Source organism: Achromobacter spanius (assembly GCF_029637605.1).
In the GTDB taxonomy this organism is placed as follows: domain Bacteria; phylum Pseudomonadota; class Gammaproteobacteria; order Burkholderiales; family Burkholderiaceae_B; genus Achromobacter; species Achromobacter spanius_E.
Map to the genome: position 1 here is coordinate 4,276,026 of NZ_CP121261.1, position 26,035 is coordinate 4,302,060.

Sequence of the window (26,035 nt, forward strand, 5' to 3'; positions counted from 1 at the left end):
CTTCACCGCCGCAAACAAACTGGTATGACCAGCTGGTTTTGATATGGACATTGCAGCGGGTGCGAACGATGATGTCAAAACAGATTCGCCCGGCGCCAGCGCGCCGGCCAGCCCTACTTACCGCTAGAGACCCGCATGACTCAACGCATCCAGCACCACGGCCTGCAAGTGGCGGCCAATCTCAACCAATTCATCGAACAAGAAGCCTTGCCCGGCACCGGCCTGGATACCGACGGCTTCTGGCAGGGTTTCGCGGCGCTGGTACACGACCTGGCGCCCAAGAACCGCGCACTGCTGGCCGAACGCGACCGCCTGCAGGCCGAACTCGACACCTGGCACCGCGCCAACCCCGGCCCCATTGCTGACCCGGCCGCCTACCGCAAGTTTCTGGAAGGCATCGGCTACCTGCTGCCCCAGCCCGCCAGCGTGCAGGCCACCACCGATAACGTCGATACCGAAATCTCGCAGCAGGCCGGCCCGCAGTTGGTCGTGCCGATGTCGAACCCCCGCTATGCCTTGAACGCCGCGAATGCGCGCTGGGGCAGCCTGTACGACGCCCTCTACGGCACCGACGCCATTCCCGCCACGCCGGGCGATACCGGCAAAGGCTACAACCCCGAGCGCGGCGCCGCCGTCATTGCGCGCGCGCGCAGCTTCCTTGATACCGCCGCCCCGCTGGCCAACGGTTCGCACGCCGACGCGCAAAGCTACACCGTTGAAGGCGACCAACTGCGCGTGGCCTTGGCCAAGGGCGTGGTCACCGGCCTGAAGTTCGGCTCGCAATTCGCCGGCTACCAAGGCGAGGCGTCCGCCCCCACGGCCATCCTGTTGAAGAACAACGGCCTGCACTTCGAAATCCAGATCGACCGCGCCAACCCCATCGGCAGCACCGACGCCGCCGGCGTGAAAGACGTGCTGGTCGAAGCCGCGCTGACCACCATCATGGACTGCGAAGACTCGGTCGCCGCCGTCGATGCCGACGACAAGGTCCATATCTACCGCAATTGGCTCGGCCTGATGAAGGGCGACCTGACCGAAGATGTCACCAAGGGCGGCAAGACCTTCACCCGCAAGCTGAACGCCGACCGCCAGTACACGCGCCCGGACGGCGGCGCACTGACCCTGCATGGCCGTTCGCTGATGTTCGTGCGCAACGTGGGCCACTTGATGACCAACCCCGCCATCCTCGACCGCGACGGGCAGGAAATCCCGGAAGGCATTCTGGACGCCGTCGTCACCAGCCTGGCCGCGCTGCACGACCGCACCGCCAAGCTGAATTCGCGTACCGGCTCGGTCTACATCGTGAAGCCCAAGATGCATGGCCCCGACGAAGCCGCCTTCGCCAGCGAACTCTTCGACCGCGTGGAAGACCTGATCAACGTGCCACGCAACACGCTGAAGATGGGCATCATGGACGAAGAGCGCCGCACCAGCATCAACCTCAAGGCCTGCATTGGCGCGGCTGCCTCGCGCGTTGCCTTCATCAACACGGGCTTTCTGGACCGCACCGGCGACGAAATGCACTCCAGCATGGAAGCCGGCCCGATGCTGCGCAAGGGCGACATGAAATCCACCGCCTGGATCACGGCCTACGAGCGCAACAACGTGCTGGTTGGGCTGGACGCCGGCCTGCGCGGCCGCGCCCAGATCGGCAAGGGCATGTGGGCCATGCCCGACCTGATGGCCGCCATGCTGGAACAGAAAATCGCGCATCCGAAGGCCGGCGCCAATACCGCCTGGGTGCCTTCGCCCACGGCCGCCACGCTGCACGCGCTGCACTATCACCAGATCGACGTGCAATCCGTGCAAAAGGAACTGGAACGCACCAAGCTGGACAGCGTGCGCGACGACTTGCTGGGCGGGCTGTTGACCGTGCCGGTGGGCGACCCGTCCAAGTGGTCCGCCACCGACATCCAGCAAGAGCTGGACAACAACGTGCAGGGCATCCTGGGTTACGTGGTGCGCTGGATCGACCAGGGCGTGGGTTGCTCGAAGGTGCCCGACATCCACAACGTGGGCCTGATGGAAGACCGCGCTACCCTGCGCATCTCCAGCCAGCACATCGCCAACTGGCTGCGCCATGGCGTGACCAACAAGGACCAGGTCATGGAGACCTTCAAGCGCATGGCCAAGGTGGTGGATGGCCAGAACGCCGGCGACGCGCTCTACCAGCCGATGGCCGGCAACTTCGACACCTCGCTGGCCTTCAAGGCGGCATGCGCCCTGGTGTTTGAAGGCCTGACGCAACCGAACGGCTACACCGAACCCTTGCTGCACAAGTATCGTCTGCAATTCAAGGCGGCCTGATCGCCGTTCGCGCGACACGCCGAAACGGGCAGCCTTGGCTGCCCGTTTTCTTTTCCATCCCAATAAACCCCATGCCTTTAAATGCATATATTTTTCGCACAGTCGTGCTAAATTCTGGCGCATGACTGCCAAAACAGAAAAAAGCGAGCTGACCTTCGCTGCCATCGTGGACGCGTCCCTGGACATGGCCGCGACCCAAGGCATGGAAAGCCTGTCACTGGGCCAGGTAGCCAAGCGGCTCGGTATCAGCAAAAGCGGCGTGTTTTCGCGAGTAGGTTCGCTGGAAGCCTTGCAGCAGGCCGTGCTGGACGAATACGACCGGCGCTTCGTGGCTGCCGTCTTCACCCCCGCCATGGCCCATCCGCGTGGCTTGCCGCGCTTGAACGCCCTGGTGTCACTGTGGGTTGAACGTGCCAGCAACGTCGAGTTGTCGACGGGCTGCGTCTATGTTGCGGGCGCCTTTGAATACGACGACGTGGAATCGCCGCTGCGAGCCGTGCTGGAAGGTAACTTGCGACGCTGGCGCGCGGCCATGGTGCGCACGGTGCGCCAAGCGCTGGAAGCCGGCCATCTGCGGCCCGACACCGATCCGGAACAACTTGTGTTTGAGGTGTACAGCCTGATGATCGGCCTGATGCATGACGCCCGCTTCCTGCGGGACCCGAAAGCCCCCGCGCGCGTACGCGCCGCCTATGACAGGCTTATCTCGACGTACCGCAGCTTCACCTACCTGGAATAAATCTATCCCGCCGGCCGACGCCGGTGATTTTTTCGTCAACTTTCGCACGATCGTGCGAAACATTCATCGGATACTGCCATGTGGATTATGATCGCCGCCCTTGCCCTCGCCGTCCTGGCTCACCTTTGGCGGCAATGGCGCGCCCTGCTACGTCAATTGCCCGACTGCGCGGAACATCTGGTGCTGTTCTAGTGAACAAACGGCATCCCGGTCTATATTCCGGAAAAGGCCATCGAAATTCCCCATGCCGCGTTCCGTCCATTTATTGATCGTCGACCCGCAGAACGATTTCTGCGATCTGCCCGAGCCCTACCTGCCCAGGGACCCCGTGACCGGACAGGCCAGGCAACCTGCCCTGCCCGTGCCGGGCGCCCACGCCGACATGCAACGGCTGGCGCATTTCATCGACGCCACCGCGCCCGCATTGAGCTCGATCACCGTCACGCTGGATTCACACCATCGCGTAGACATCGCGCACCCAACGTTCTGGCACGCCGGTGAAGGTCAGGCCGTCGAGCCGTTCACGCCAATATCCGCTGCGCAGCTGCGCGCCGGCCATTTTGTACCCCGCCACGTCGACGACCTGCCACGCACCCTGACCTATCTGGACGAACTTGAAGCGCGGGGCCGTTACACGCTGATGGTGTGGCCAGTGCATTGCGAAATTGGCACGTGGGGCCATAACGTGCACCCCGACGTGCGGGCGGCGTACAACCGCTGGGAAGACGCCGGGCAGTTCATCGTGCGCAAAGTGCCCAAAGGGACGAATCCGTGGACGGAACACTACAGCGCGCTGATGGCCGAAGTGCCAGACGCCGACGACCCGCGCAGCCAGCTCAACCGTAGCTTGCTGGATTCGCTGGACCGTTCGGACCTCATCCTGGTGGCGGGCGAAGCGGGCAGCCACTGCGTTCGGGCCACGGTGGAGCATATGATCGAACATCTGCCTGGGGGCAATCTGTCGCGGATTGTGTTGCTGACCGACTGCATGAGCCCCGTTCCCGGGTTCGAAGACGCGCAAACCACTTTCCTGCAACGCATGCGCGACCTGGGCGTGCAGGAACGCACCAGCATCGACATGGCGCGCGCGCTGCAAAGCTGACATCCGTGGTTGACGCCAGTCCCGCTGCGCTTAGACGCCAGCCGCGGGCGTGGCGGCCTTGTCGCATTCCACGTACAAGGCGCTGATCGCCTCGCACAACGCGGGCGGTTGCTGGAACAGCCGCGAGACCAGCAGGCAGCCTTGCACGGTAGCAAAGACCGCGCGGCCTGCCGCGTCAGCCGTGCCCGAGAATTTCAGGGTGCCTTCGGCGGCGCCTTGGGCCAGCACACGTGCCAACCACGCTTCGTGCGCACGGAAAAATCCCTGCAATGCGCCGCGCACGCGGTCAGACAAGGTCATGATGTCGGCGGCCAGCATGCCGCCCAGACAAAGCTCGCCTTCGCCGCAAGCCGCCGATTCCATCATCGACAGGTACGCCTCAAGTTGCGCTTGCGCAGGCTGCGTGGTGTCGATGCCGCGTATGGCACCCAGCGCGCGCGTGCTGTAGGCTTCGACCGCTTCGTACAGCAGGTCGTCCTTGCCTGGAAAATAATAGTGAATGCTGGACGTCTTCACGCCCACGTGCTCCGCCAGGTCGCGGTAGCTGAAACCGTTGCATCCGCGCGTGCGGATGAGCTTTTCGGCATGCGCCAGCAGCAGGTCTCGGGTTGTGTTGGGGGTCGGAGTGTCCATGGCTGAATATTACCTACTAATAGGTCGGTCCGTCATCGGTGCCCGCCCTAGTGTGTGGACCGAAGCCCGTGCGAACCCCGGCCGGGAAACATCCCGCCCCCCGGGGTTCGCATGTGCCGGCATCGGCTTAGCCTTGCACGGGCGGGTAGTCGAGTTCGCCGGTGTCGGTCAGGCCTTGGGCACGGGCTGCAGCCAGTTCTTGCTTGACCTGAGCGCGGGTCTTGTCGGCACCGACGGCGGCAAAGGCGGTGGCGGATTCGCCTTCTTCACCGAACACCAGTTCGCCATTGGCGCGGGCGTCGGCCAGCTCTTGCTGCACTTGGGCACGGGTTACGGTGCTGGCAGTGTTCAGAGGAGGCGGATAGTCCAGTTCGCCAGCTTGGGCGGCACCGATGAACGAGGCGGACAGAATCAGGGCGGATACGAGGGTCTTCATGGTTGAACTCCAGTTAGGATCAATGCGGCTAAGCGTTGTTAAGGTCGTTGCGACTATCGGGTAACGTTCTAAGGGCTATCTATGCCTAGATAGATAAGGCTTCAAAAAAACTCAGCCTTCGACGGGCGGGTACGCCAGTTCGTTGCTTTCGGTCAGGCCTTGCGCACGGGCGGCGGCCAATTCCTGCTTCACTTGGGCGCGGGTCTTGTCCGAGCCAGCATCGGCAAACGTCGTGGCAGCGTAGCCTTCTTCACCGAACTCCAGCTCGCCATTGGCGCGAGCGGCCGCCAGTTCTTGCTGCACTTGAGCGCGCGTCACGGTGCTGGCGGTATTCAGGGGAGGCGGGTAGTCCAGTTCGCCAGCTTGGGCGGCACCGATGAACGAGGCGGACAGAATCAGGGCGGATACGAGGGTCTTCATGGTTGAACTCCAGTAAGGATCAATGTTGCTAAACGTGGGTAAGGTCGTTACGGCTATCGGGTAATGCTGTAAGGGCTATCTATGCCTAGATAGACAACGCTGCAAAAAAACTCAGCCTTGAACGGGCGGGTAAGCCAGTTCGTTGCTTTCGGTCAGGCCTTGAGCACGGGCGGCGGCCAATTCCTGCTTCACTTGGGCGCGGGTCTTGTCCGAGCCGACATCCGCAAACGTCGTCGCGGCGTAGCCTTCTTCACCGAATTCCAGTTCACCGTTGGCGCGGGCGGCGGCCAATTCTTGCTGCACTTGAGCGCGGGTCACCGTGCTGGCGGTATTCAGGGGAGGCGGGTAGTCCAGTTCGCCAGCTTGGGCAGCGCCGATAACCGAGGCGGACAGAATCAGGGCGGATACGAGGGTCTTCATGGTCAGATCTCCAGATAAGGTGCGTAAGGTGCTTCAGTTGAGTTTGGGTTACGATCGCCAGCTATCTACTTATAGATAGACACTGCGATAAAAAAAAGGGCCAATCAAAAATCGTCCTACTGTATTTCTGGGTTCGGCGGCAGCGGTGCTTCTGAGGTGTTGCGTGTACTGCCTTGCTGCGTTGTTTGCTGCTTGTGCTGCTTGTGCTGCGTCGATGGATGAATCTTACCTACTACTAGGTAGACAGCACAAGTGGGTTTTGTGAAACTAAATATTTCATGATGCCGATGGACAACGCTGCCCTAGGCTTTCGTCGCGACCAAGCCGCAATTACCAGGATCGCGGCGACGCGCCATAGCGCAGTTTGAAGACCTTGCTGAAGTGGCTCAGGCTGGAAAAGCCCACCTCGCCAGCCACTTGCGTAACGCTCATGCCGGCCTGCAACAAGTCCGATGCGCGGGCCAGGCGCATATCGCTCAGATAGGCATGCACGGAACGGCCCACGCATTCGCGCATCAATTGCTGCAAGCGCTTCTCTGACAGCCCCACCGTGCGCGCCAGGAGTCCGGGCGGCCAGTGTTCCGCGCAGCGATCCCGCAAGAGCTGGCACGCGTGACGCACCCGTTGATGCTCATGCGCCGCGGGGCCTGCCAGCGCGGCAGGCAAGGACAGTAGCTGCACGAATGCCGACAGCATTTCAAGGGTCTTGGCGCGATACCAAAGGCGCCGCGCGTCCGCCGCTGACGGCGCATCGCTGGAAAGGCTGCCCGCCAAGGCCAGCAAGCTGGCGGGCGCGTCCAACGACGCCACCAACGACCCGTGCGCCGGTACGCTGACATCGCGGTGGAAACGCTGCCGCAGCAAGCCGATGGGCATCGTGCCGCCCGCGCGCACCAGTGCGGCCGGCGTGTAGCGGATATCCACCATCCGCACCCGACGCCTGGCCGGCAGATGCGTGGCCCAGCCCATCACGCGCTCGTGGTTGAACAAAAGCGCCGCGCCGCCAGCCACCTTCAGCGGTTCGCCCCCTTCCAGCGCCAACAGGGCATCGCCTTCCAGCCAGACCTGCATGCCGAACACTGGCGCGCCCGGCGCGGGAATCGTCAAGGTCCGCCGTGGGCAACCATCCAGCACCACCAGGCTGACACCCTCGTCAACCCGCAGCACTTTTTCGATGACATCTTCCCAGTCGTCGGTGGCGGGCACGGTCGGCAGCGTACCGCGCCACCATTCATGCGGCTGGACGGGACCCGTGCAGGGGTCGGGCAGTAACAGAGAGGACAAGGGCGCGGTGGCGCTGGCAGGCATAGGTGTCGGGCGCAAAAAACGGGGCGGCAGCAAAACCGTCAATGGACGCCGAAGAAACGTCAGACAGAAAAACAGAGATCTGGAATCATGCCGACGCTTAGGAATGATTCTTGTTAATTATAAATTGAACCAGGGGTAACACCGTGTCCTTTTCCAAGAAGCCGCTGCCGCTGGCGTTGTTGGCCGCCATTGCCGCGTCGCCGGCTCTCGTTGCCGCGCAAACCGCATCGCCTGCCGCAAGCGGCGTGACCACGCTGGCACCGGTAGTGGTGCAAGGCGCGCGCGACGCGTCGCCCACTTCTGGCGCGGACTTCGTGGCCACGCGCAGCCGCTCCGGCACCAAGTCAGACGCGGAACTCATCAACACGCCCCAGACCATCAACGTCATTACCCGCAATGAAATGGACCAGCGCGGGGTCACCTCGGTCGCCCAGGCCGTGCGCTACACGCCGGGGGTGATCGCGCAATACGGCGACAACGACGTGCGCTATGACTGGCTGACCATACGCGGCTTTACGCCGTCGCGCTATCTGGACGGCCTGCTGCTGCCCTTTGGCGCGCGCGGCTATTCGCAGCCACGTATCGACACCTATGGCCTGGAGCGCATTGAAATCCTGAAAGGCCCGTCATCTGGCCTGTACGGCCAAAGCGCGCCCGGTGGTCTGGTCAACATGACCAGCAAACGCCCCACCGCCGAACCACTTAACGAAGTGGTGTTGCAAGCGGGCAGCTTCAACCGGTTCCAGGGCGCATTCGACTTCTCTGGCCCGGCCGATGAAGAAGGCAAGTTCCTGTACCGGCTGACGGGCACGCTGCGCGACAGCGATACGCAGTATCAACACGTTGACGACGAACGCCAGTTCATCGCCCCCAGCTTCACCTGGCGCCCGTCGTCCGACACCAGCCTGAACCTGAGCGCCCAGTATCAGAAGATCACCAGCCATGGCGGCGGCGGCGCCCCCGTGCTGCCCGTCATCGGCACGCTGGAAAAAAGCGACACCGCCGGCTACATCCCGCGTGACCGCTTCGTGGGCGAACCCGGCTACGACATCTTCACCAACGAACAAACCATGGTCGGCTACACGCTAGACCATCGCGTGAACAACACCTGGAGCCTGCGCCAAAGCGCCCGCTACACGAACGTCGACACCAACACGCGGCGCGTGCAGATTGGCGCGATGGTGTCGGACACCCAGGCCATCCGCTACGCCTGGGCCTTTCCCGAAACCTCGCACACCTTCCAGATCGATAACCAGTTGAACGCCAAGTTCAACGCCGGCCCGATGCGTCATGACCTGACGTTCGGTCTGGACTACCTGCGCGAAAAGTCGCGCTACAACGAGAGCAGCCTGGGCCTGATGCTGCCACCCGCGTCCCCCTTGTTTGACGTGTTCGACCCTGACTACGGCACCTCGGTGACGCGCCCGCCCACCGCCACCAAGATCAACATGACGCGCACCCAGCTAGGCCTGTATGCGCAAGACCAGATTGAACTGGACCGCCTGCGCTTCACGTTCGCCGGCCGCTATGACTGGACCGAAGGCACCACCGACAACGGCACCGTGGGCAGCGGCGGCCAATGGGGCTGGACGTCCCGCACGGCCGATGCCGACCGCTTCACCGGCCGCGCCGGCGTGACCTACCGCTTCGACAATGGTCTGGCGCCGTACCTGAGCTATTCCACGTCTTTCCAACCCATGACGGGCGTCACGCGCGACGGCTCGGCGCTCAAGCCCACCACGGGCGAACAGTACGAAGCCGGCGTGAAGTTCCAGCCCGATGGCTACGACAGCTTCATCACGCTGTCGGCCTTCCAGATCACGCAGAAGAACGTCAGCACGCCGGATCCCGTCAACACCAGCTTTGTCGTGCAGACCGGCGAAGCGCAGGTGCAGGGCATCGAGCTGGAAGGCAAGGCCAGTTTCGACAACGGGCTGGACCTGACCATGTCGTATGCGTTGAGCGACAGTGAAATCACCAAGACCAACGTCGCCGCGCAACGTGGCAACCAGTTGATCTTCGTACCGCGCCATCAAGCCGCCTTGTGGGCCGACTACACGCTGCGCGACGGTCCGCTGCAAGGCGTGGGCCTGGGCGCGGGCGTCACGTACCGCGGCGGCTTTTATGGCGACTTGAACAACCGCTACGCCCTCCCCGCCGTCACGCTGGTGGACGCGGCCATCCGCTATGACCTGGGCCGCGCCAGCCCCACGCTGGCCGGCGCGCAGGTGGCGCTGAACGTGTCCAACCTGTTCGACAAGCGCTACGTCGCCAACTGCCTGGGCACGGCCGTCAGTTGCTACTGGGGCGCGGAACGCACGGTGATGGCGACGCTGCGGTATCGCTGGTAAATCGGACGTGGATCGCGGGTGATTCGCGGGTGATCTGCTGAGAACGACCCGCTGAGAACTACCCGCAGCGGGGTTCGCCGGAGATTCGCCGGCAAACCCTGTGCGGGGCGGCTACCGCCTACGCCGACAATTGCCGCATGACGGTGATCAGGTCCGACTTGCCTTCGAAGCCGATGCCCGGCAGCTCCGGCATCGTGACGTAGCCGCCGTCCACCTTCACCCCATCGGGAAACCCGCCGAAGGGCTGGAACAGGTCCGGGTAGCTTTCGTTGCCGCCCAGCCCCAGGCCCGCGGCGATGTTCAAGGACATCTGGTGGCCACCGTGCGGAATGCAGCGGCTGGCCGACCAGCCGTGCTGCTTCAGCATGTCCAGCGTGCGCAGATACTCCACCAACCCGTAGCTCAGCGCGCAATCGAATTGCAGCCAATCACGGTCCGGGCGCATGCCGCCATGGCGGATCAGGTTGCGCGCGTCCTGCATCGAAAACAGGTTCTCGCCCGTCGCCATGGGGTTGGCGTAGTAGTTGCGCAGCGTGGCCTGCAACTCGTAATCCAGCGGGTCGCCCGCCTCTTCGTACCAGAACAGGTCGTACTGTGACAGCGCCTTGGCGTACTGGATGGCGGTGTCCAGATCAAAGCGGCCGTTCGCATCCACCGCCAGCTTCTGCCCGTCTTGCAACACGCTCAAGATGGAATCGATGCGGCGCAAGTCCTCGTCCAGCGACGCGCCGCCAATCTTCTTCTTCACGACCGTGTAGCCGCGGTCGATGTAGCTGCGCATCTCGTCCTTGAGCTTGCCGTGGTCCTGGCCGGGGTAGTAATACCCACCTGCCGCATAAACAAACACGCGGCGGTCGGCCTGGCCGTTGCCATAGCGGTCGGCCAGCAACTGGAACAGCGGCTTGCCCTCGATCTTTGCGACCGCATCCCACACCGCCATATCGATGGTGCCGATCGCCACCGAGCGCTCGCCATGGCCGCCCGGCTTTTCGTTCGTGAACATGGCGTTCCAGATCTTGTGCGGGTCCAGGTTCTTGCCCGTCGCGTCCACCAGCGATTCAGGATCCGCCTCCATGACGCGTGGAATGAAGCGTTCGCGCATCAACTTGCCCTGGCCATATCGGCCATTTGAATTGAAGCCGTAGCCCACCACCGGCTTGCCGTCGCGGATCACGTCGGTGATCACGGCGACCAGGCTCAGCGTCATCTTGCTGAAATCGATATAGGCGTTGCGGATGGGCGAGCTGATGGGCAGCGTCTGTTCGCGGATCTCGACGATTCTCATGGGGTGTCTCCTGATGTGCCGGCGGGGGCGACGTAGTAGCAATGGGAACCCCTAGCGTAGAGGCGAATACCTGCACTAAGATTCACCATTATTCATTTGATTATTTACTTTCAGTGAAAACTGACATCGCGTCCGAACTGGAATTCTTCATCCATCTGGCCCGGCTGGGCAGCCTGTCCGCCGCCGCGCGCGAGCTCAACCTGACGCCGCCCGCCGCCACCAAGCGCCTGGCGCTGATGGAGCGGCGCCTGGGCGTGCGCCTGGTGAACCGCAGCACGCGCAACCTAAGTCTGACGAGCGAAGGCGAGACGTACCTGTCGCACGCCACCAAGATCCTCGAAGACCTGCGCGACATGGAAGACGCCGTCTCCAGCAGCGGCGCCACCCCGCGCGGCGCGCTGAAAGTGAACGCCACCTTGGGCTTCGGCCGCACCACCATCGCCCCGCTGGTCTCGGACTTCGCCAAGCGCTATCCCGAGGTCCAAGTCCAACTGGAAGTCACCGACCGCCCGGTGGACCTGGTGGAAAGCGGGTTCGACCTGGCGATCCGCTTCGGCGAACTGCCCGACAGACGCCTGAGCGCGCGGCGCGTCATGTCCAACCGCCGCTTCCTGTGCGCGGCGCCCCGTTATCTGGACAAGCACGGCACGCCCGCCACGCTGGCTGATCTAGCGTCACACCGATGCATCCTGCATACGCAAAACGATGAGGCGCACGGCGTGTGGCGATTCACCCGCGATGGGGAAAGCGTGGCAATCAAGGTGGATGGGGCCTTGTCCAGCAATGACGGAGATATCGTGCTGGGCTGGGCGCTGGACGGCCATGGCATATTGATCCGCTCGGAATGGGATCTGGCCAAGTATTTGCAAAGCGGACGGCTGCGGGTGGTATTACCCGACTTCACGCTGCCGTCCGCCGACCTCTTTGTGTATTACCCGCAACGCAGAAATCAAACCGCCCGGGCCAGGGCGTTTATTGATTATCTGGTTGAGGTGTTCAAGCGGTCGGTGTGACGTGACCACCGCACGGCCACACGCCACTATTCATTATTCAGGTTGATCCGGTCGTCAAAAACAATGCCCCCGCATTGCGGGGGCATGGATTGAAACCGTGCAATAGCAGGGATCAGAACGGAATATCGTCGTCCATATCCGCCAAATTCGCACCGCTGCTGGCCGGGGCCGCTGCAGGCGCCGGGCGCTGTTGCGGGGCCGGGCGTTGCGCCGGGGCGCGTTGTTGTTGCGGGCGCGACGGGGCGTCGTCGTAGCCACCGCCACCACCGTAGCTGGCACCGCCGCCACCGCCGTCTTCGCGGCCGCCCAGCATTTGCATCTGGTCAGCCACCACTTCGGTGCTGTAACGGTCAGCGCCGGTGTCCTTGTCTTGCCACTTGCGCGTCTTCAGACGGCCTTCGATGTAGACCGAACGGCCCTTCTTCAGGTATTCGCCGGCGATTTCAGCCAGGCGGTTGTACATGACGACGCGGTGCCATTCGGTTTCTTCGCGGCGCTCGCCCGATGCCTTGTCCTTCCAGGTGGAGGTGGTGGCGATGGACATGTTGCAGATTGCAGCCCCTTCCGGGCTGTAGCGGACTTCCGGGTCGCGACCCAGATTGCCCACGAGTATGACTTTGTTAACCGATGCCATGCCGATGTCCCTCAGTTGTTGACAGCCTGCGCCTGTGCGTTGCCGCAAGCGCGCCGGCAACAACATAAAAAGCGATGTTGAAGACCGGCTTCATGAAACACGCCGGTCATCATGACAATGACCGGCGACGCCTGGGATCCTGATGACCCCTACTTCCGTGAAGCCCTAATTTGGTACGTATTATCGACGAAAAGCACCCTCGACGCCAAACGCGATTCGTGACAAAGCGATCCACCCAAGGAATCGATTTAGGGGCTATTGGCCGCCATTCACTGCACGATCAGTGAAGTTTCGGGTGAGGTCGGGGACACATCATCCGGCCGATCACCAGCCCGCCCGACAGCCCTAGACACCAGCCCTGAAACCGGCCTCATCACCCCTATGACAACGGCCGCAGCGCCCAGGTCACCACTAGCCACACTGCTGATAAAACAGCCGCGCCGATAAAGACGGCGCTAGATCCCGAATGGGCCGCCAGCCAGCCGCCCAGCGCGCCGCCGGCAAACAGCCCCGCCGCCTGCGCCGTGTTGTAGAAGCCCAGCGCCAAGCCCTTGTAAGCCTGTGGCGCCACGCGCGACACCAGCGAAGGCTGCAAGGCTTCCAGGATATTGAAGGCGACGAAGAAACCGGTCAGCGCGATGGCCAGCGTGTAGAAACCATGGCTGGCCGCCGGCATCAATGCGCACACCAGCACCAGGCCGGCCACGGCGGCGCGCAAGGCGCCTCGATGGGCGCGGCGCTTTTCCGCCACGAACACCACGGGCACCATCAGCACGAACGACACCAGGATGACGGGCAGATAAACCTTCCACAGCTCGCGCGCGTCCAGGCCGCCTACCTTGGCCAGCAGCGCCGGCACCACGACAAACATCGACACCTGGATCAAATGCAGCACGAACACGCCGAAATTCAAGCGCAGCAGGTCGCGGTGGGTCAGCACTTCCATCGGCCGGGCGGACTGCATGGTGCGGGCCTGGGTGCGCGGCACCACGGGCACGACAAAACGCGCCACGCCCAGGCAGATCACACCCAGGCAGGCGATGGTCCAGAACAGGCCGGACAAGCCCCACCACCCCACCAGCACGGGCGACAGCACCAAGGACACCGCGAAAGACAGGCCGATCGACGCGCCCACCATGGCCATGGCGCGGGTGCGGACTTCGTCGCGGGTGGCGTCGGCCAGCCAGGCGGTGACGGCGGCCGAGATGGCGCCCGCCCCCTGGATGGCGCGGCCGATGGTGATCCAGTACACGTCGTCCGCCTGCGCACAGACGATGCTGCCGGCCACGAACAGCAGCAGCCCGAACAGCACGACGGGCCGGCGGCCCCAGCGGTCGGACGCCAGGCCGAAGGGAATCTGCATGAACGCCTGGGTCAGGCCATACATGCCCAGCGCCAGGCCGACGCGCGCGGGGTCGTCTCCACCCGGCATGCCGGCCGCCGCCACGGCAAACACCGGCAGCAACAGGAACAGCCCCAACATCCGCGCGGCGAACAGGCCGGCCAATGCCACGCTGGCGCGGCGCTCGGAAGGGGTCAATTTCAGTTTGATGTCTGCCGGCATGCGAAAAATTCAACAATGACAAGGGCGGTGCGCGCGCGTGGATGTCACACGCTCACAGTCTGATCTGGCGGTGCGGCGCCGGAGCCCATTCAGTCCAAATCGCGGACTGCCTTGAACGCGGGGGGACTCGGCGCGCTATAGTAACAAGTTGGCCTTTGAAACCGCTTAAAAGAGCCTGATGGACACCCGATCGACGTGACAATACGCATACGGGGTGCACGCACCCACAACCTCAAGAACGTTTCGCTGGACCTGCCGCGCCACAAACTGGTGGTGGTCACCGGCCTGTCCGGCTCTGGCAAATCTTCGCTGGCGTTCGATACGCTGTACGCGGAGGGCCAACGACGTTATGTGGAAAGCCTGTCCGCGTATGCCCGCCAATTCCTCCAGCTGATGGACAAGCCGGACGTCGACCTCATCGAAGGTCTGTCGCCGGCCATCTCCATCGAGCAGAAGGCCGCCGGCCACAACCCGCGTTCCACGGTCGGCACTATCACCGAGATCCACGACTACCTGCGCCTGCTGTATGCGCGGGTGGGCACGCCCTACTGTCCCGAACACGGTCTGCCGCTACAGGCGCAGTCGGTCAGCCAGATGGTTGACGCGGTGTTGGGTTGGACGCCCGAAACGCGCCTGGCCGTGCTGGCGCCCATTGCGCGCGGCAAGAAAGGCAGCTTCGAGGACGAATGCGCCAGCCTGCAGGCGCAAGGCTATGTGCGTTTGCGCGTGGACGGGCAGTTGATGGAAATCGACGGCATGGCGCCGTTGAAGAAGACCGAAAAGCACGACATCGACGTCGTCATCGACCGGCTGCGCATCAAGCCGGAAAGCAAGCAGCGCCTGGCGGAAAGCTTCGAAACCGCGCTGCAACTGGCCGACGGCCGCGCGCTGGCGCTGGACATGGACAGCGAGCACGAACAGGTGTTCTCCAGCCGCTACGCCTGCCCGGTGTGCAGCCACAGCCTGCCTGAGTTGGAACCGCGCCTGTTCAGCTTCAACAATCCGATGGGCGCCTGCCCCAGTTGCGACGGCATTGGCCAGGTGGGCTTCTTTGACCCCAAACGGGTCGTGGCATTTCCTGAACTGAGCCTGGCCGCCGGCGCGATCCGCGGCTGGGACCGCCGCAACGCCTTCACGCATTCGCTGTTGGCCAGTCTGGCGGCGCATTACGAATTCGATATCGAAGCCCCGTTTGAAGAGCTACCCGAAGCCCTGCGCGACAAGGTGCTGTACGGCTCGGGCGAAGAAGAGATTTCGTTTCTCTACCTGAACGAAAAGGGCCGCAGCACGGTCAAGCGGCATACCTTCGAGGGCGTGATCCCGAACCTGGAGCGCCGCTGGCGCGAAACGGACTCGGCGACGGTGCGCGAAGAACTGGGCAAGTACCGCAATATCAAGACCTGCCCCGACTGCGCGGGTTCGCGTCTGCGCCCCGAGGCCCGCAACGTGCTGATCGGCCACGATCCGCGCGGCGGCGAGCGCCACGGCCAGGCTATCTATGAAGTCGAGGCGATGCCGCTATCGGGCTGCCTGGCCTGGTTCCGCGACCTGAGCCTGACCGGGGCCAAGCAGGAAATTGCACAGCGCATCGTGCGCGAGATCGAAGCGCGACTCAGCTTCCTGAACAACGTCGGGTTGAATTACCTGTCGCTGGACCGCAGCGCCGACACCATCTCGGGCGGCGAGGCCCAGCGCATCCGCCTGGCCAGCCAGATCGGCTCGGGCCTGACGGGCGTGATGTATGTGCTGGATGAACCCTCTATCGGCCTGCACCAGCGGGACAACGATCGGCTGATCGGCACCTTGCAGCACCTGCGAGACCTGGGCAACAGCGTCATCGTGGTCGAGCACGACGAAGACATGATCCGCATGGCGGACTGGGTGGTCGACATGGGTCCGGGCGCGGGCGAGCATGGCGGCGAAGTGGTGTCGCAGGGCGACCCGGAAACCGTGCAGCGCGATCCGAATTCCCTGACCGGCCAGTACCTGAGCGGCGCGCGCGAGATCGCGATTCCTGCACGCCGCCCGGTCAACGACGAACTGCCCTGGCTGACCCTGAGCGGTGCCAGCGGCAACAACCTGAAAGACGTCGAATTGCGCGTGCCGGCTGGCCGCCTGGTATGCGTCACGGGCGTATCGGGTTCCGGCAAGTCCACGCTGATCAACGACACGCTGGCAGTCGCCGTGTCGCGCCAACTGCATCACGCGCAGAGCGAACCCGCCCCTTACGTGTCGATGCAGGGGTTGGAGAATTTCGACAAGATCATCAGCGTGGACCAAAGCCCCATCGGCCGCACGCCGCGCAGCAACCCGGCAACCTACACCGGCCTGTTCACGCCCATCCGCGAGCTTTTCGCGGGCGTGCCCGAGGCGCGCACTCGCGGCTACGATCCCGGCCGATTCAGCTTCAACGTCAAGGGCGGGCGCTGCGAAGCCTGCCAGGGCGACGGCGTGGTCAAGGTGGAAATGCACTTTCTGCCCGACATGTACGTGCCCTGCGACGTGTGCCACGGCAAACGCTACAACCGTGAAACGCTGGAAATCCGCTACCGGGGCCGCAACATCAGCGAAGTGCTGGACCTGACGGTTGAGCAGGCGCTGGACTACTTCGAATCCGTGCCGGCCATCTCGCGCAAGTTGCACACGCTGATTGACGTCGGCCTGTCCTACATACGCCTGGGCCAAAGCGCGACCACGCTGTCGGGCGGTGAAGCGCAGCGCGTGAAGCTGTCGCTGGAGCTGTCGCGCCGCAGCACCGGACGCACGCTGTACATCCTGGACGAACCCACCACCGGCCTGCATTTCCGCGATATTGAATTGCTGCTGCAAGTGCTGAACCAGTTGGTCGACAGCGGCAACACAGTGCTCATCATCGAACACAACCTGGACGTCATCAAAACGGCGGACTGGCTGATCGACATGGGCCCGGAAGGCGGCGATGGCGGCGGCTACGTGGTGGCGCAAGGCACGCCGGAAGACGTCGCGAACACGCAGGCCAGCCACACCGGGCAATACCTGGGCAAGCTGCTGCGGCGTAACGCCAGCAGGTAGATCGACTTATCAACACCCCCCGCGAGGACCCGCGCCATGTACACCCTGATCATCGGCAACAAGAATTACTCTTCGTGGTCCTTGCGGCCGTGGCTGGCGCTACGAGCCACGGGCATCGCGTTCACTGAGCAAAAGCTCGGATTTTTCACAGAAGAGTTTTCACGCAAGGTGGGCGCGGTGTCGCCCGCCGGGCTGGTGCCGGTATTGCTGGACGACGACTTCGCCGTCTGGGATTCCCTGGCCATATGTGAATACGTGGCCGAACGGCATCCAGATGCCGGGCTATGGCCCAAGGACGCCAAGGCGCGCGCCCGCGCGCGTTCGCTGGTGGCGCAAATGCACAGCGGCTTTGGCGCCATGCGCAATGCCCTGCCGATGAATATCGAAGCGCATCTGCCCGGCATCAAGCTGCCCGAGGCCGCGCAACAGGATATCTCGCGCCTGCAAGCCATCTGGCACGACACCCGCGCTGAATTCGGCCAGGGCGGCCCGTTCCTGTTCGGTGCATTTTCGATTGCCGACGCATTCTTTGCGCCGGTGGTGTCGCGCTTCACCACCTACGGCATCGCTGCCGCGGGCGCCGTGCGCGACTACATGGACGCCGTCCTGGCGCTGCCGGCCATGCAGGATTGGATGCGCGATGCACGCGCCGAAGCCACTTTTGTGCCGGAAGACGAACCCTATCGAAAGCACCGCTAGGCGGGCAAGGCGCGCGGCCAGCCAACCAGCCCAGCCGCTTCAACCCATTTCGAACAGGCGCTTGTGCTCGCGGATGGCGTAGCGGTCGGTCATGCCGGCGATGTAATCGGCAATGGCGCGCGCCTGCTCGTTGAATGCCGGGCGCCGGTAGTCGGGCGGCAGCAGGCGCGGGTCATCCAGAAACGCCGCGAACAGTTCGCGCACAATGCGGCGTGCCTTGGCCGTCATGCGCAGCACCTGGTAGTGCCGATACAGGTTGTCGAACAAGAACTTCTTCAAGGCATCGGCCTCGAGCCGGATATCGTCCGAGAACCCCGCCAGCGGCGGTGAGCGGCGCACGTCGTCCACGCTGGCCGGCGCCGCGTCGCGGATGCGGGCCAGCGAGGTTTGCGTCAGGTCGACGATCAGCGTGTTGATCATGCGGCGGATGGTCTCTGCCACGGCACGACGCGGCGCCAGGCCCGGATAGCGCTCCAGCACATAGGCGTGATGCCGTTCGAAGATCGACACGTCCTGCAGTTGCTCAAGCGTGATCAACCCGGAGCGCAGGCCGTCGTCGATATCGTGGTTGTTGTAGGCGACCTCGTCGGCCAGGTTGGCCAGTTGCGCTTCCAGCGACGGCTGCGTGCGGCTCAGGAAGCGTTCGCCCACGTCGCCCAATTGGCGCGCGTGCGCGGCCGAGCAATGCTTGAGGATGCCTTCGCGCGTTTCAAAGCAAAGATTCAAGCCATTAAAGTCGGCGTAGCGCTCTTCAAGCTCGTCCACCACGCGCAGGCTTTGCAGGTTGTGCTCAAAACCGCCCGCTTCGGGCGCCAGTTCGCGCATGCAGGCGTTCAGCTCGTCCTGCCCTGCATGGCCAAAGGGCGTATGGCCCAGGTCGTGGGCCAGCGAGATGGCTTCGGTCAGGTCTTCCGACAGCTGCAGGCTACGGGCCAGCGTGCGCGCAATCTGCGCCACTTCCAGGCTATGCGTCAGGCGGGTGCGAAAGAGATCGCCTTCATGGTTGACGAAGACCTGCGTCTTGTATTCCAGCCGGCGAAACGCGCCGGAATGCACGATGCGGTCGCGGTCGCGCTGAAACTCGGTCCGGTTCTCGGGCGGAGGCTCTGCCGTTTTCCGACCACGCGATTGAGACGGGTCGGATGCGTAAGAAGCCAGTTCATTCATCTGCAACACCGTCTCCAATCGCGGTTACTGGGTGGTTCGGGCCAAGACGGCGCGCACGGCGTCGTCGGGGGCCGCGCGCATGAAGGCTTCGCCGATGCGCGGCATGAGCACGTAGCGGATGGACCCGCCTTCCGTTTTCTTGTCGACCTGCATCAAGTCCAGCCAGCGGTCCGCACCCAGGTCGGGCGCCACGACCGGGCAGCCGATAGCGGCCACCAGCGCGCGCACGCGCTCGACATCGGCGCGGTCAAAGCCGGCCACGTCGGCAGACAATTCAGCCGCCTGCACCATGCCGCAACCGACGGCCTCGCCGTGCAGCCAGGCGCCATAGCCCAGGCCGGATTCAATGGCATGGCCAAAGGTGTGACCCAGATTCAGGATGGCGCGCAAGCCGGACTCGCGCTCGTCCTTGCCCACCACCTGCGCCTTCAGCTCGCAAGAGCGGCGGATGGCATGGGCAACGGCCTGCGGGTCCAGCGCGCGCAGCTTCGCGGCATTGGTTTCGCACCAGGTCCAGAAATCCGGGTCCAGGATCAAGCCGTACTTGATGACTTCGGCCAACCCCGCCGACACTTCCCGCGCGGGCAGGGTGTTCAGCACATCGGTGTCGATTTCGACCGCCACCGGCTGGTAGAACGCCCCGATCATGTTCTTGCCCAGCGGATGGTTGACGGCGGTCTTGCCGCCCACGGACGAGTCCACCTGGGCCAGCAGGGTGGTGGGCACCTGCAGAAAGCGCACGCCGCGCATATAGACGGCGGCGGCAAAGCCCGTCATGTCGCCGATGACGCCGCCGCCCAGCGCCACCAGGACGCAACGGCGATCCAGGCGGTGGGTCAGCAAGGCGTCGAAGATCAGGTTCAGCGACTGCCAGTCTTTGTAGGCTTCGCCGTCCGGCAGCTCGATGCGCAACACCCGCTTGCCGGTGCGCGCCAGCGCCGCTTCGGCGCGTTCGCCGTACAGCGCCGCCACCGTGGGGTTGGTCACGACCGCAATCGCGGTGGCGTCGGCGGGAATGCATTGGTCCAGGGCATCGATGCGGCCGGGGCCGATATGGATCGGATAGCTTCCGCCCGGGGTGTCGACGTCAACAACGTTCATATGCGCTTCTCAAAGGCTTGTAATTGCGGCAGCAGCGCCTTGACCAGGGTGTGGATGGGCGTCGCGCCCGTTTCCACGACCAGATCGGCGACTTCTTTATAGAGGGGTTCGCGCAGGGTCATCAGGTCCCGCAGGGTGCCGCGAGGGTCCGCCGTGGCCAGCAAAGGCCGGTTGCGGTCGCGGCAGGTCCGGCGGAACAATTCGTCCACGCTGGCTCTTAAATAGATGACAATTCCGCGCTCGTGCAGCCGTTGGCGATTCTCGGGAGCCAGGATCGCGCCGCCGCCGGTGGCAAGAATTATGTTGCGCCGTTGGGTACACTCCTCCAAGGCGGCGGACTCTCGGCGACGAAAACCGGCTTCGCCCTCGATTTCGAAGATAACCGGCACCCGAACGCCGCAACGCGCCTCGAGCTCATGATCCAGATCCATAAACTCGCGCCCCAACGCACGCGCCAGACTACGACCTATGGTGGTCTTGCCCGCGCCCATCATCCCGACCAGGAAGACGGGCAAATCGTGCGGCAACGACACAGTCTTGCCTGTGCATTCGATGGCGCAAGGCACGTTTTCAGGCGCCTCGCCGGAGGGCGCTGGGTCCGGGTCAGCTTCCGGACATGAGTGGGCGGAAAAGTTCATGTCGGCATTATCACATCTGCCGCCAGTTGCCCGCGCACCACACAGAACAATCTTGTTACAGAAACCGATCCGTCTCGCTGAGACGGGGCCGGAGATACCCGTAAAATCGCCGCGATGAGCAAGCCCCAGAATTCCTCCAAGAAAGACAAGCCCGCCAAGAGCGGCTCCCCGATCCTGCGATTCTTCGTAAAAACCGGCATCTTCGGTGTCGGCCTGTTCCTGTGCGGCGTATTGCTGGCCGGAATGGCGCTGGCCCTGGCTTGGCCCAACCTGCCAAACCTGAACGCCATGACGGACTACCGCCCGAGGGTGCCGCTGCGCGTCTACACGGCGGATCGCGTCCTGATCGGTGAATTCGGCGAAGAACGCCGCAACGTGCTGCGCTTCAATGAAATCCCCGACGTCATGAAGTCGGCGGTGCTGGCGGCCGAGGACGACCGCTTCTACCAGCACGGTGGAATCGACTGGATGGGCGTGGTGCGGGCCGGCCTGACCAACCTGATCAACATGTCGAAGACGCAGGGCGCCAGCACGATCACGATGCAGGTGGCGCGCAACTTCTACCTGTCGTCGGAAAAGACCTATTCGCGCAAGTTCTACGAACTGCTGCTGACATTCAAGATCGAAAACGAGCTCACCAAGGACCAGATCCTTGAGCTCTACATGAACCAGATCTACCTGGGCCACCGCGCTTACGGCTTCGCGGCCGCGTCGCGCGCCTACTTCGGCAAGCCGCTGTCGGAAGTGACACCGGCCGAAGCCGCCATGCTGGCCGGCATTCCGAAGGCGCCCTCGCGCTTCAACCCGATTTCAAACCGCCCCCGCGCCGAACTGCGCCAACGCTACGTGCTGGGCCGCATGCTTTCGCTGGGCTACCTGACCGAACCCGAATACAAGCAGGCGATGGCGCAGCCCATCGTCATGAAATCGGCGGAAGGCACGCCGGCCGGCGGCTATGCCATCCATGGCGAATACGTGGCCGAACTGGCGCGCCAACTGCTCTATAACGTCTATCAGGACAACGTCTACTCGCGCGGCATCAACATCTACACCACGGTGCAGTCCAAGGACCAGGAAGCGGCCTATCGCGCCGTGCGTGAGGGCGTGCTGGACTACACCCGCCGCGCGCCCTACCCCGGCCCGGAAGAGCAGCTCGACCTGCCCCCCGGCACCGAGAACAATCCCGCCGCGCTGGATGAATTCCTGGATGGCGTGTTCGACAAGTTCGGCGACAGCGGCGACCTGCTCACCGCCCTGGTGCTGTCGGCCAGCCCCACCGAAGTGAAACTGGCGCGCAGCTCGCGCGAAATCATCACGATCACGGACAAGAAAGTGTTGGCCGTCGTGGCGCGCGCGCTGAACGACAAAGCCAAACCCGCGCAGCGCATCAAGCGCGGGTCGGTGGTGTACATCCGCAAGTTCGGCGATCACTGGGAAATCATCAACCTGCCGTCGGTGCAGGCGGCGTTCGTGGCCCTGACCCCGCAAGATGGCGCCATCCGCGCCATGGTGGGCGGCTTCGATTTTTATCGCGGCAACTTCAACCGCGTGACGCAAGCCTGGCGCCAGCCGGGTTCGAACATCAAGCCGTTCATCTACGCCGCCTCGCTTGAGCGCGGCCTGACCCCGGCCACGCAGATTTCCGACCAGCCGTTTGAACTGAGCGCGGCGCAAACCGGCTCCAAGGCCTGGAATCCCAAGAACTACGGCAACCAGTACGAGCCCATGCTGACCCTGCGCCAGGGCCTGTACAAGTCGAAGAACATGGTGTCGATCCGCATCCTGCAGGCCATCGGCCCGCAGTACGCGCAAGACTATCTGACCCGCTTCGGCTTCGACAAGGCGCGCCAGCCGCCCGTGCTGCCGCTGGCACTCGGCGCGGGCTCCGTGACGCCGCTGCAACTGGCGGGCGCGTTCTCGGTGTTCGCCAACGGCGGTTACCGCGTCACGCCCTACCTGATCGACCGAGTCACCGACAGCAGCGGCAAGGTCATCATGCAGTCCCGGCCCGTTGTGGCCGGTGACGCGGCGGCCCGCGCCATCGATCCGCGCACGGCCTGGGTCATGGACGACATCCTGCGCGGCGTGGCCACCTACGGCACCGCGGCCCGCGCCCGGGTACTGCTCAAGCGCAACGACATCGCCGGCAAGACGGGCACGACCAACGAATCCGTGGACGCCTGGTTCTCGGGCTACACCCCGAACCTGGTGGCAACGTCGTGGCTGGGCTTTGACCAGCCCAAGTCGCTGGGCTCGCGTGAAACGGGCGGCGGTGTCGCCATGCCGATCTGGGTTGATTACATGCAGGAAGTCCTGAAGGGCGTGCCGGAAGAAAAGCCGCGCCCCCGTCCCGACGGCCTGATCGTGGAAAACGGCGAGTACTACTTCTCGGAATTCCCTCCTGGCCAGGCCGTCGCCCGCCTGGGGCTGCCCGAGGCCGATACGCTGGGTGAATTCCTGAACGGTCTGGGCAGCAGCAGCCCGGACACGCAGATCAAGGTTGCGCCGGGCGTGGGCACGCAAAACACCGCGCCCTGGTCGCAGAAGATCCCGTTCTGACGCAACAAGGCCGGCCTGGATAGGCCGGCCTTTTTACTGCTGACAGCTTCCAGCGTCTTACTGCAACACCGCTTCGGCCGGCCTGAAACGCTTGAAATCCCACTGCCTGCCCGGCGCGGCCTCCAGCAACTGGCGCGTGTAGCCATCCCGCGGCCGAGTCAGCACCGCGGCTGCCTCCCCCGCCTCGACGATCTGCCCGGATTTCATCACAACGATGGAATTGCAGATCTGCGCCGCGACCCGCAGGTCGTGCGTGATGAACAGCACCGCCGTATCAGTGCGGGCGCGGATGTCCTCAAGCAGTTCCAGCACCTGCGCCTGTACCGACACGTCCAGCGCGGAAACCGCCTCGTCGGCGATCAGGATGTCGGGCCGCAGGGCAAGCGCCCGCGCGATGCAGATGCGCTGGCGCTGCCCGCCGGAAAACTGATGCGGATAGCGGTCCATGGTGTCCGCCCCCAGCCCGACGATATCCAGCAGCTCGATGGCTCGCGCCCGGGCTTCGTCTTGCGGCACGCCGAAATTGCGCATCCCCTCGACGATCGAATCGCCCACGCGGATGCGCGCATTCAGCGACCGGTAGGGGTCCTGGAACACCACTTGGATGCGTTTGCGCACGGGATAAAATTCCCGTTTGCTGGCCGTGGCGATCTCGGTGCCGTCCAGGCGCACGCTGCCTGAACTGGGATCGATCAGGCGCGCGATGCACCTCGCCAGGGTGGACTTGCCCGAGCCCGACTCACCCACGATGCCGACGATTTCCTTCTTGCGCAGCGTGAAGCTGACATCGCGCACGGCGTGCACCGACCGCTTCGCCTTGAAGAAGCCGCGCTCGTTATAGGTCTTGTGCAGACCCTGCACGACCAGCACGGGTTCGCCTTCGGGCGCCTGCCGCGCGGCCGGCGCCAGGCCCGGCACCGACGACACCAGCATACGGGTGTAGGCCTCTTTCGGGCGCGCCAGGATCTCGTCGCGGGTGCCCACCTCTACCAATCTTCCTCGGTTCATCACGGCGATGCGGTCGGCAATCTCCGCCACCACGCCAAAGTCATGCGTGATGAACAGCACCGCGGTGTTGTGCGACTTCTGCAGCTCCAGGATCAACGCCAGGATCTGCTTCTGGGTCGTCACGTCCAACGCGGTGGTGGGCTCGTCGGCGATGAGCAGCTTGGGATTCAGGATCAGCGCCATGCAGATGACGATGCGCTGGCGCTGTCCGCCAGACAACTGGTGCGGATAGGATTGGTAGATGCGCTCCACATCCGGCAGCCGCACCGACTCCAGCATGTCCAGGATCTTGCGCTTGCGGGCGGCCGCGTCCAGGCCGCTGTGGGTACGCAGCACCTCGTCGATCTGCCAGCCCACCGTGCGCACCGGATTGAGCGCCGTCATGGGTTCCTGGAAAACCATGGACATGCGGGTGGCGCGCAGTTCCCGCAGGCGCTCCGGCGTGCACGCCAGCACGTCTTCGCCGTCAAGCAGGATGCGGCCCGCGCTGGGCCGCAGCGCGTCTGGCGCCAGCAGGCCCATCACCGAAAACGACGTGACGGACTTGCCCGATCCGGATTCCCCGACCACGCACAAGGTTTCACCGGCGTGTATGTCGAAGCTGATGCCTTCGACCACGTAGCGCGGCGCATCCTCCGGCGCCCCCACCAACTCCACCGACAGATTCTGTACTTGCAGGACGGGCATTGTGGAATCGTTCATGTCAGACCCTCCGCGCCATCTTGGGATCAAGGGCGTCACGCATGGCGTCGCCCAGCATGTTCACGCTAAGCACGGTCAGCGCCAGGAAAAGACCTGGCAGCAGGATCAGCCCAGGCTTGATCTGGAAGTACATGCGCCCCTCGGCGATGACGTTGCCCCAGGACGGGAATTCGGGCGGCATGCCCACGCCCAGAAAGCTCATGACCGCCTCGGACAGCATGGCGGACGCGAAGATGAAAGTGCCCTGCACGATCAGCGGCGCCACGGTGTTGGGCACCAGATGGCGCATCATCAACACGTGCGTGGGCGTGCCCAGCGAGATGGCGGCTTCCACATAGGGCTCGTCGCGCAGGCTCAGGATCAGCCCACGCACCAGGCGCACCACGCGCGGAAACTCGGGCACGGCAATGGCGATCAGCACCGTCAGCATGCTGGCGCCGGTCACGGCAACCAGCGCGATGGCCAGCAGGATGCTGGGCACGGACATGATGCCGTCCATGACGCGCATGATGACCATGTCCGCCGCGCGAAAGTAGCCGGCGATCACGCCCAGCAGCAGTCCGGGTATCAGCGCGGCGACGGCGGTGCCCGCCCCGATCATCAGCGAAATGCGCGCGCCGTGGACCACGCGCGACAACACGTCGCGGCCGTAGGCGTCGGTGCCGAACCAGTGCTCGGCGGAAAAGCCCTTCAAACGCTGCATGGGATTGATGGCCATGGGATCGGCCAGGCCCAGCAGGTTGGCCGAGATGGCGGCCAGCACGATGATCGCAAGCATCACCAGCGCAGCCATGACCGGCCATGTGGACAGCGTGCGAACCAGCGCCGACCTGGGCCGTTTGCGGATGGCGGGCGCGAGGCTGGCCCCACCCGCTATCGAGTGTATGGAAGTAGACAT

21 protein-coding genes are annotated in these 26,035 nt (G+C 64.0%); 8 read left to right on the forward strand and 13 right to left on the reverse strand.

What is annotated here, in order from left to right; translation table 11 throughout:
* Positions 1-135: 135 nt before the first annotated feature.
* From P8T11_RS19080 to P8T11_RS19090, 3 genes are all read left to right on the forward strand, one after another.
* Positions 136-2,307 carry a malate synthase G gene (locus tag P8T11_RS19080; RefSeq protein ID WP_268080524.1) on the forward strand — a complete coding sequence of 724 codons (2,172 nt, stop codon included), beginning with the start codon at positions 136-138 and terminating at the stop codon, positions 2,305-2,307.
* 121 nt (positions 2,308-2,428) lie between these two features.
* Entirely contained in the window at positions 2,429-3,046 is a 618-nt protein-coding gene (locus tag P8T11_RS19085) for a TetR/AcrR family transcriptional regulator (protein ID WP_268080523.1), read from the forward strand.
* Positions 3,047-3,290: 244 nt separating this feature from the next.
* Complete coding sequence (locus P8T11_RS19090; RefSeq protein ID WP_268080522.1) at positions 3,291-4,148, forward strand: cysteine hydrolase; 858 nt, start codon at positions 3,291-3,293, stop codon at positions 4,146-4,148.
* A gap of 30 nt (positions 4,149-4,178) precedes the next feature.
* Here P8T11_RS19090 and P8T11_RS19095 read toward each other — a convergent pair whose 3' ends face one another.
* The 5 genes from P8T11_RS19095 to P8T11_RS19115 form a co-directional block, all read right to left on the reverse strand.
* Positions 4,179-4,781, reverse strand: coding sequence for a TetR/AcrR family transcriptional regulator (locus tag P8T11_RS19095; protein WP_268080521.1), 603 nt, complete (start codon positions 4,779-4,781; stop codon positions 4,179-4,181).
* 127 nt (positions 4,782-4,908) lie between these two features.
* Positions 4,909-5,217: a DUF4148 domain-containing protein gene (locus P8T11_RS19100; protein ID WP_230693728.1), complete on the reverse strand. Its 309-nt coding sequence runs from the start codon at positions 5,215-5,217 to the stop codon at positions 4,909-4,911.
* A 111-nt stretch (positions 5,218-5,328) separates the two neighbouring features.
* The gene (locus P8T11_RS19105) at positions 5,329-5,637 is read right to left on the reverse strand and encodes a DUF4148 domain-containing protein (protein WP_259251129.1); all 309 of its coding nucleotides are present in this window, start codon (positions 5,635-5,637) and stop codon (positions 5,329-5,331) included.
* A gap of 111 nt (positions 5,638-5,748) precedes the next feature.
* Entirely contained in the window at positions 5,749-6,057 is a 309-nt protein-coding gene (locus P8T11_RS19110) for a DUF4148 domain-containing protein (protein WP_268080520.1), read from the reverse strand.
* Positions 6,058-6,387: 330 nt separating this feature from the next.
* Positions 6,388-7,341, reverse strand: a complete 954-nt coding sequence (locus P8T11_RS19115; protein WP_268080519.1) for an AraC family transcriptional regulator — start codon at positions 7,339-7,341, stop codon at positions 6,388-6,390.
* A gap of 167 nt (positions 7,342-7,508) precedes the next feature.
* On the opposite strand from P8T11_RS19115, the gene P8T11_RS19120 reads away from it, so the two are divergent.
* Positions 7,509-9,716: a TonB-dependent siderophore receptor gene (locus P8T11_RS19120; RefSeq protein ID WP_268080518.1), complete on the forward strand. Its 2,208-nt coding sequence runs from the start codon at positions 7,509-7,511 to the stop codon at positions 9,714-9,716.
* Between the two features lie 118 nt (positions 9,717-9,834).
* Here P8T11_RS19120 and P8T11_RS19125 read toward each other — a convergent pair whose 3' ends face one another.
* Positions 9,835-11,001, reverse strand: coding sequence for a mandelate racemase/muconate lactonizing enzyme family protein (locus P8T11_RS19125; protein ID WP_050448316.1), 1,167 nt, complete (start codon positions 10,999-11,001; stop codon positions 9,835-9,837).
* Positions 11,002-11,114: 113 nt separating this feature from the next.
* On the opposite strand from P8T11_RS19125, the gene P8T11_RS19130 reads away from it, so the two are divergent.
* Positions 11,115-12,014 (forward strand): LysR family transcriptional regulator, encoded by a 900-nt coding sequence (locus P8T11_RS19130; RefSeq protein ID WP_268080517.1) that lies wholly within the window; start codon positions 11,115-11,117, stop codon positions 12,012-12,014.
* Positions 12,015-12,126: 112 nt separating this feature from the next.
* Here P8T11_RS19130 and ssb read toward each other — a convergent pair whose 3' ends face one another.
* The gene (ssb, locus tag P8T11_RS19135; protein WP_046802916.1) at positions 12,127-12,648 is read right to left on the reverse strand and encodes a single-stranded DNA-binding protein; all 522 of its coding nucleotides are present in this window, start codon (positions 12,646-12,648) and stop codon (positions 12,127-12,129) included.
* Positions 12,649-13,027: 379 nt separating this feature from the next.
* Complete coding sequence (locus tag P8T11_RS19140; protein ID WP_268080516.1) at positions 13,028-14,212, reverse strand: MFS transporter; 1,185 nt, start codon at positions 14,210-14,212, stop codon at positions 13,028-13,030.
* Between the two features lie 195 nt (positions 14,213-14,407).
* Here P8T11_RS19140 and uvrA point away from each other — a divergent pair, with 195 nt between their 5' ends.
* Positions 14,408-17,263 (forward strand): excinuclease ABC subunit UvrA, encoded by a 2,856-nt coding sequence (gene uvrA / locus P8T11_RS19145; protein WP_418910287.1) that lies wholly within the window; start codon positions 14,408-14,410, stop codon positions 17,261-17,263.
* A gap of 36 nt (positions 17,264-17,299) precedes the next feature.
* The gene (locus tag P8T11_RS19150) at positions 17,300-17,962 is read left to right on the forward strand and encodes a glutathione S-transferase family protein (RefSeq protein WP_268080515.1); all 663 of its coding nucleotides are present in this window, start codon (positions 17,300-17,302) and stop codon (positions 17,960-17,962) included.
* 39 nt (positions 17,963-18,001) lie between these two features.
* On the opposite strand, the gene P8T11_RS19155 is transcribed toward P8T11_RS19150, so the two are convergent.
* Genes P8T11_RS19155 through P8T11_RS19165 form a run of 3 tightly spaced genes read right to left on the reverse strand, consistent with a single transcriptional unit; the run spans position 18,002 to position 20,868 of the window.
* A complete protein-coding gene (locus P8T11_RS19155; protein ID WP_268080514.1) occupies positions 18,002-19,129 on the reverse strand; it encodes a deoxyguanosinetriphosphate triphosphohydrolase in 1,128 nt (375 codons plus the stop codon).
* A 24-nt stretch (positions 19,130-19,153) separates the two neighbouring features.
* A complete protein-coding gene (aroB, locus tag P8T11_RS19160) occupies positions 19,154-20,230 on the reverse strand; it encodes a 3-dehydroquinate synthase (RefSeq protein ID WP_268080513.1) in 1,077 nt (358 codons plus the stop codon).
* On the reverse strand, positions 20,227-20,868 hold the full coding sequence (locus P8T11_RS19165; protein WP_278072145.1) for a shikimate kinase: 642 nt from the start codon (positions 20,866-20,868) through the stop codon (positions 20,227-20,229). The genes aroB and P8T11_RS19165 overlap by 4 nt, the downstream gene beginning before the upstream one ends.
* A 114-nt stretch (positions 20,869-20,982) precedes the next feature.
* Between P8T11_RS19165 and P8T11_RS19170 the strand changes: the two genes are divergently transcribed.
* Complete coding sequence (locus P8T11_RS19170; protein ID WP_268080512.1) at positions 20,983-23,427, forward strand: penicillin-binding protein 1A; 2,445 nt, start codon at positions 20,983-20,985, stop codon at positions 23,425-23,427.
* Between the two features lie 57 nt (positions 23,428-23,484).
* On the opposite strand, the gene P8T11_RS19175 is transcribed toward P8T11_RS19170, so the two are convergent.
* Both P8T11_RS19175 and P8T11_RS19180 read right to left on the reverse strand, forming a co-directional pair.
* Complete coding sequence (locus P8T11_RS19175; RefSeq protein WP_268080511.1) at positions 23,485-25,137, reverse strand: ABC transporter ATP-binding protein; 1,653 nt, start codon at positions 25,135-25,137, stop codon at positions 23,485-23,487.
* Between the two features lies 1 nt (position 25,138).
* On the reverse strand, positions 25,139-26,035 hold the full coding sequence (locus P8T11_RS19180; RefSeq protein WP_268080510.1) for an ABC transporter permease: 897 nt from the start codon (positions 26,033-26,035) through the stop codon (positions 25,139-25,141).

Bases quoted from the DNA above. Each gene is read 5' to 3' on its own strand.
- P8T11_RS19080 (WP_268080524.1), top strand. From the start codon at position 136: ATGACTCAACGCATCCAGCACCACGGCCTGCAAGTGGCGGCCAATCTC.
- P8T11_RS19085 (WP_268080523.1), top strand. From the start codon at position 2,429: ATGACTGCCAAAACAGAAAAAAGCGAGCTGACCTTCGCTGCCATCGTG.
- P8T11_RS19090 (WP_268080522.1), top strand. From the start codon at position 3,291: ATGCCGCGTTCCGTCCATTTATTGATCGTCGACCCGCAGAACGATTTC.
- P8T11_RS19095 (WP_268080521.1), bottom strand. From the start codon at position 4,781: ATGGACACTCCGACCCCCAACACAACCCGAGACCTGCTGCTGGCGCAT.
- P8T11_RS19100 (WP_230693728.1), bottom strand. From the start codon at position 5,217: ATGAAGACCCTCGTATCCGCCCTGATTCTGTCCGCCTCGTTCATCGGT.
- P8T11_RS19105 (WP_259251129.1), bottom strand. From the start codon at position 5,637: ATGAAGACCCTCGTATCCGCCCTGATTCTGTCCGCCTCGTTCATCGGT.
- P8T11_RS19110 (WP_268080520.1), bottom strand. From the start codon at position 6,057: ATGAAGACCCTCGTATCCGCCCTGATTCTGTCCGCCTCGGTTATCGGC.
- P8T11_RS19125 (WP_050448316.1), bottom strand. From the start codon at position 11,001: ATGAGAATCGTCGAGATCCGCGAACAGACGCTGCCCATCAGCTCGCCC.
- ssb (WP_046802916.1), bottom strand. From the start codon at position 12,648: ATGGCATCGGTTAACAAAGTCATACTCGTGGGCAATCTGGGTCGCGAC.
- P8T11_RS19140 (WP_268080516.1), bottom strand. From the start codon at position 14,212: ATGCCGGCAGACATCAAACTGAAATTGACCCCTTCCGAGCGCCGCGCC.
- P8T11_RS19150 (WP_268080515.1), top strand. From the start codon at position 17,300: ATGTACACCCTGATCATCGGCAACAAGAATTACTCTTCGTGGTCCTTG.
- P8T11_RS19155 (WP_268080514.1), bottom strand. From the start codon at position 19,129: ATGAATGAACTGGCTTCTTACGCATCCGACCCGTCTCAATCGCGTGGT.
- aroB (WP_268080513.1), bottom strand. From the start codon at position 20,230: ATGAACGTTGTTGACGTCGACACCCCGGGCGGAAGCTATCCGATCCAT.
- P8T11_RS19165 (WP_278072145.1), bottom strand. From the start codon at position 20,868: ATGAACTTTTCCGCCCACTCATGTCCGGAAGCTGACCCGGACCCAGCG.
- P8T11_RS19170 (WP_268080512.1), top strand. From the start codon at position 20,983: ATGAGCAAGCCCCAGAATTCCTCCAAGAAAGACAAGCCCGCCAAGAGC.
- P8T11_RS19175 (WP_268080511.1), bottom strand. From the start codon at position 25,137: ATGAACGATTCCACAATGCCCGTCCTGCAAGTACAGAATCTGTCGGTG.
- P8T11_RS19180 (WP_268080510.1), bottom strand. From the start codon at position 26,035: ATGTCTACTTCCATACACTCGATAGCGGGTGGGGCCAGCCTCGCGCCC.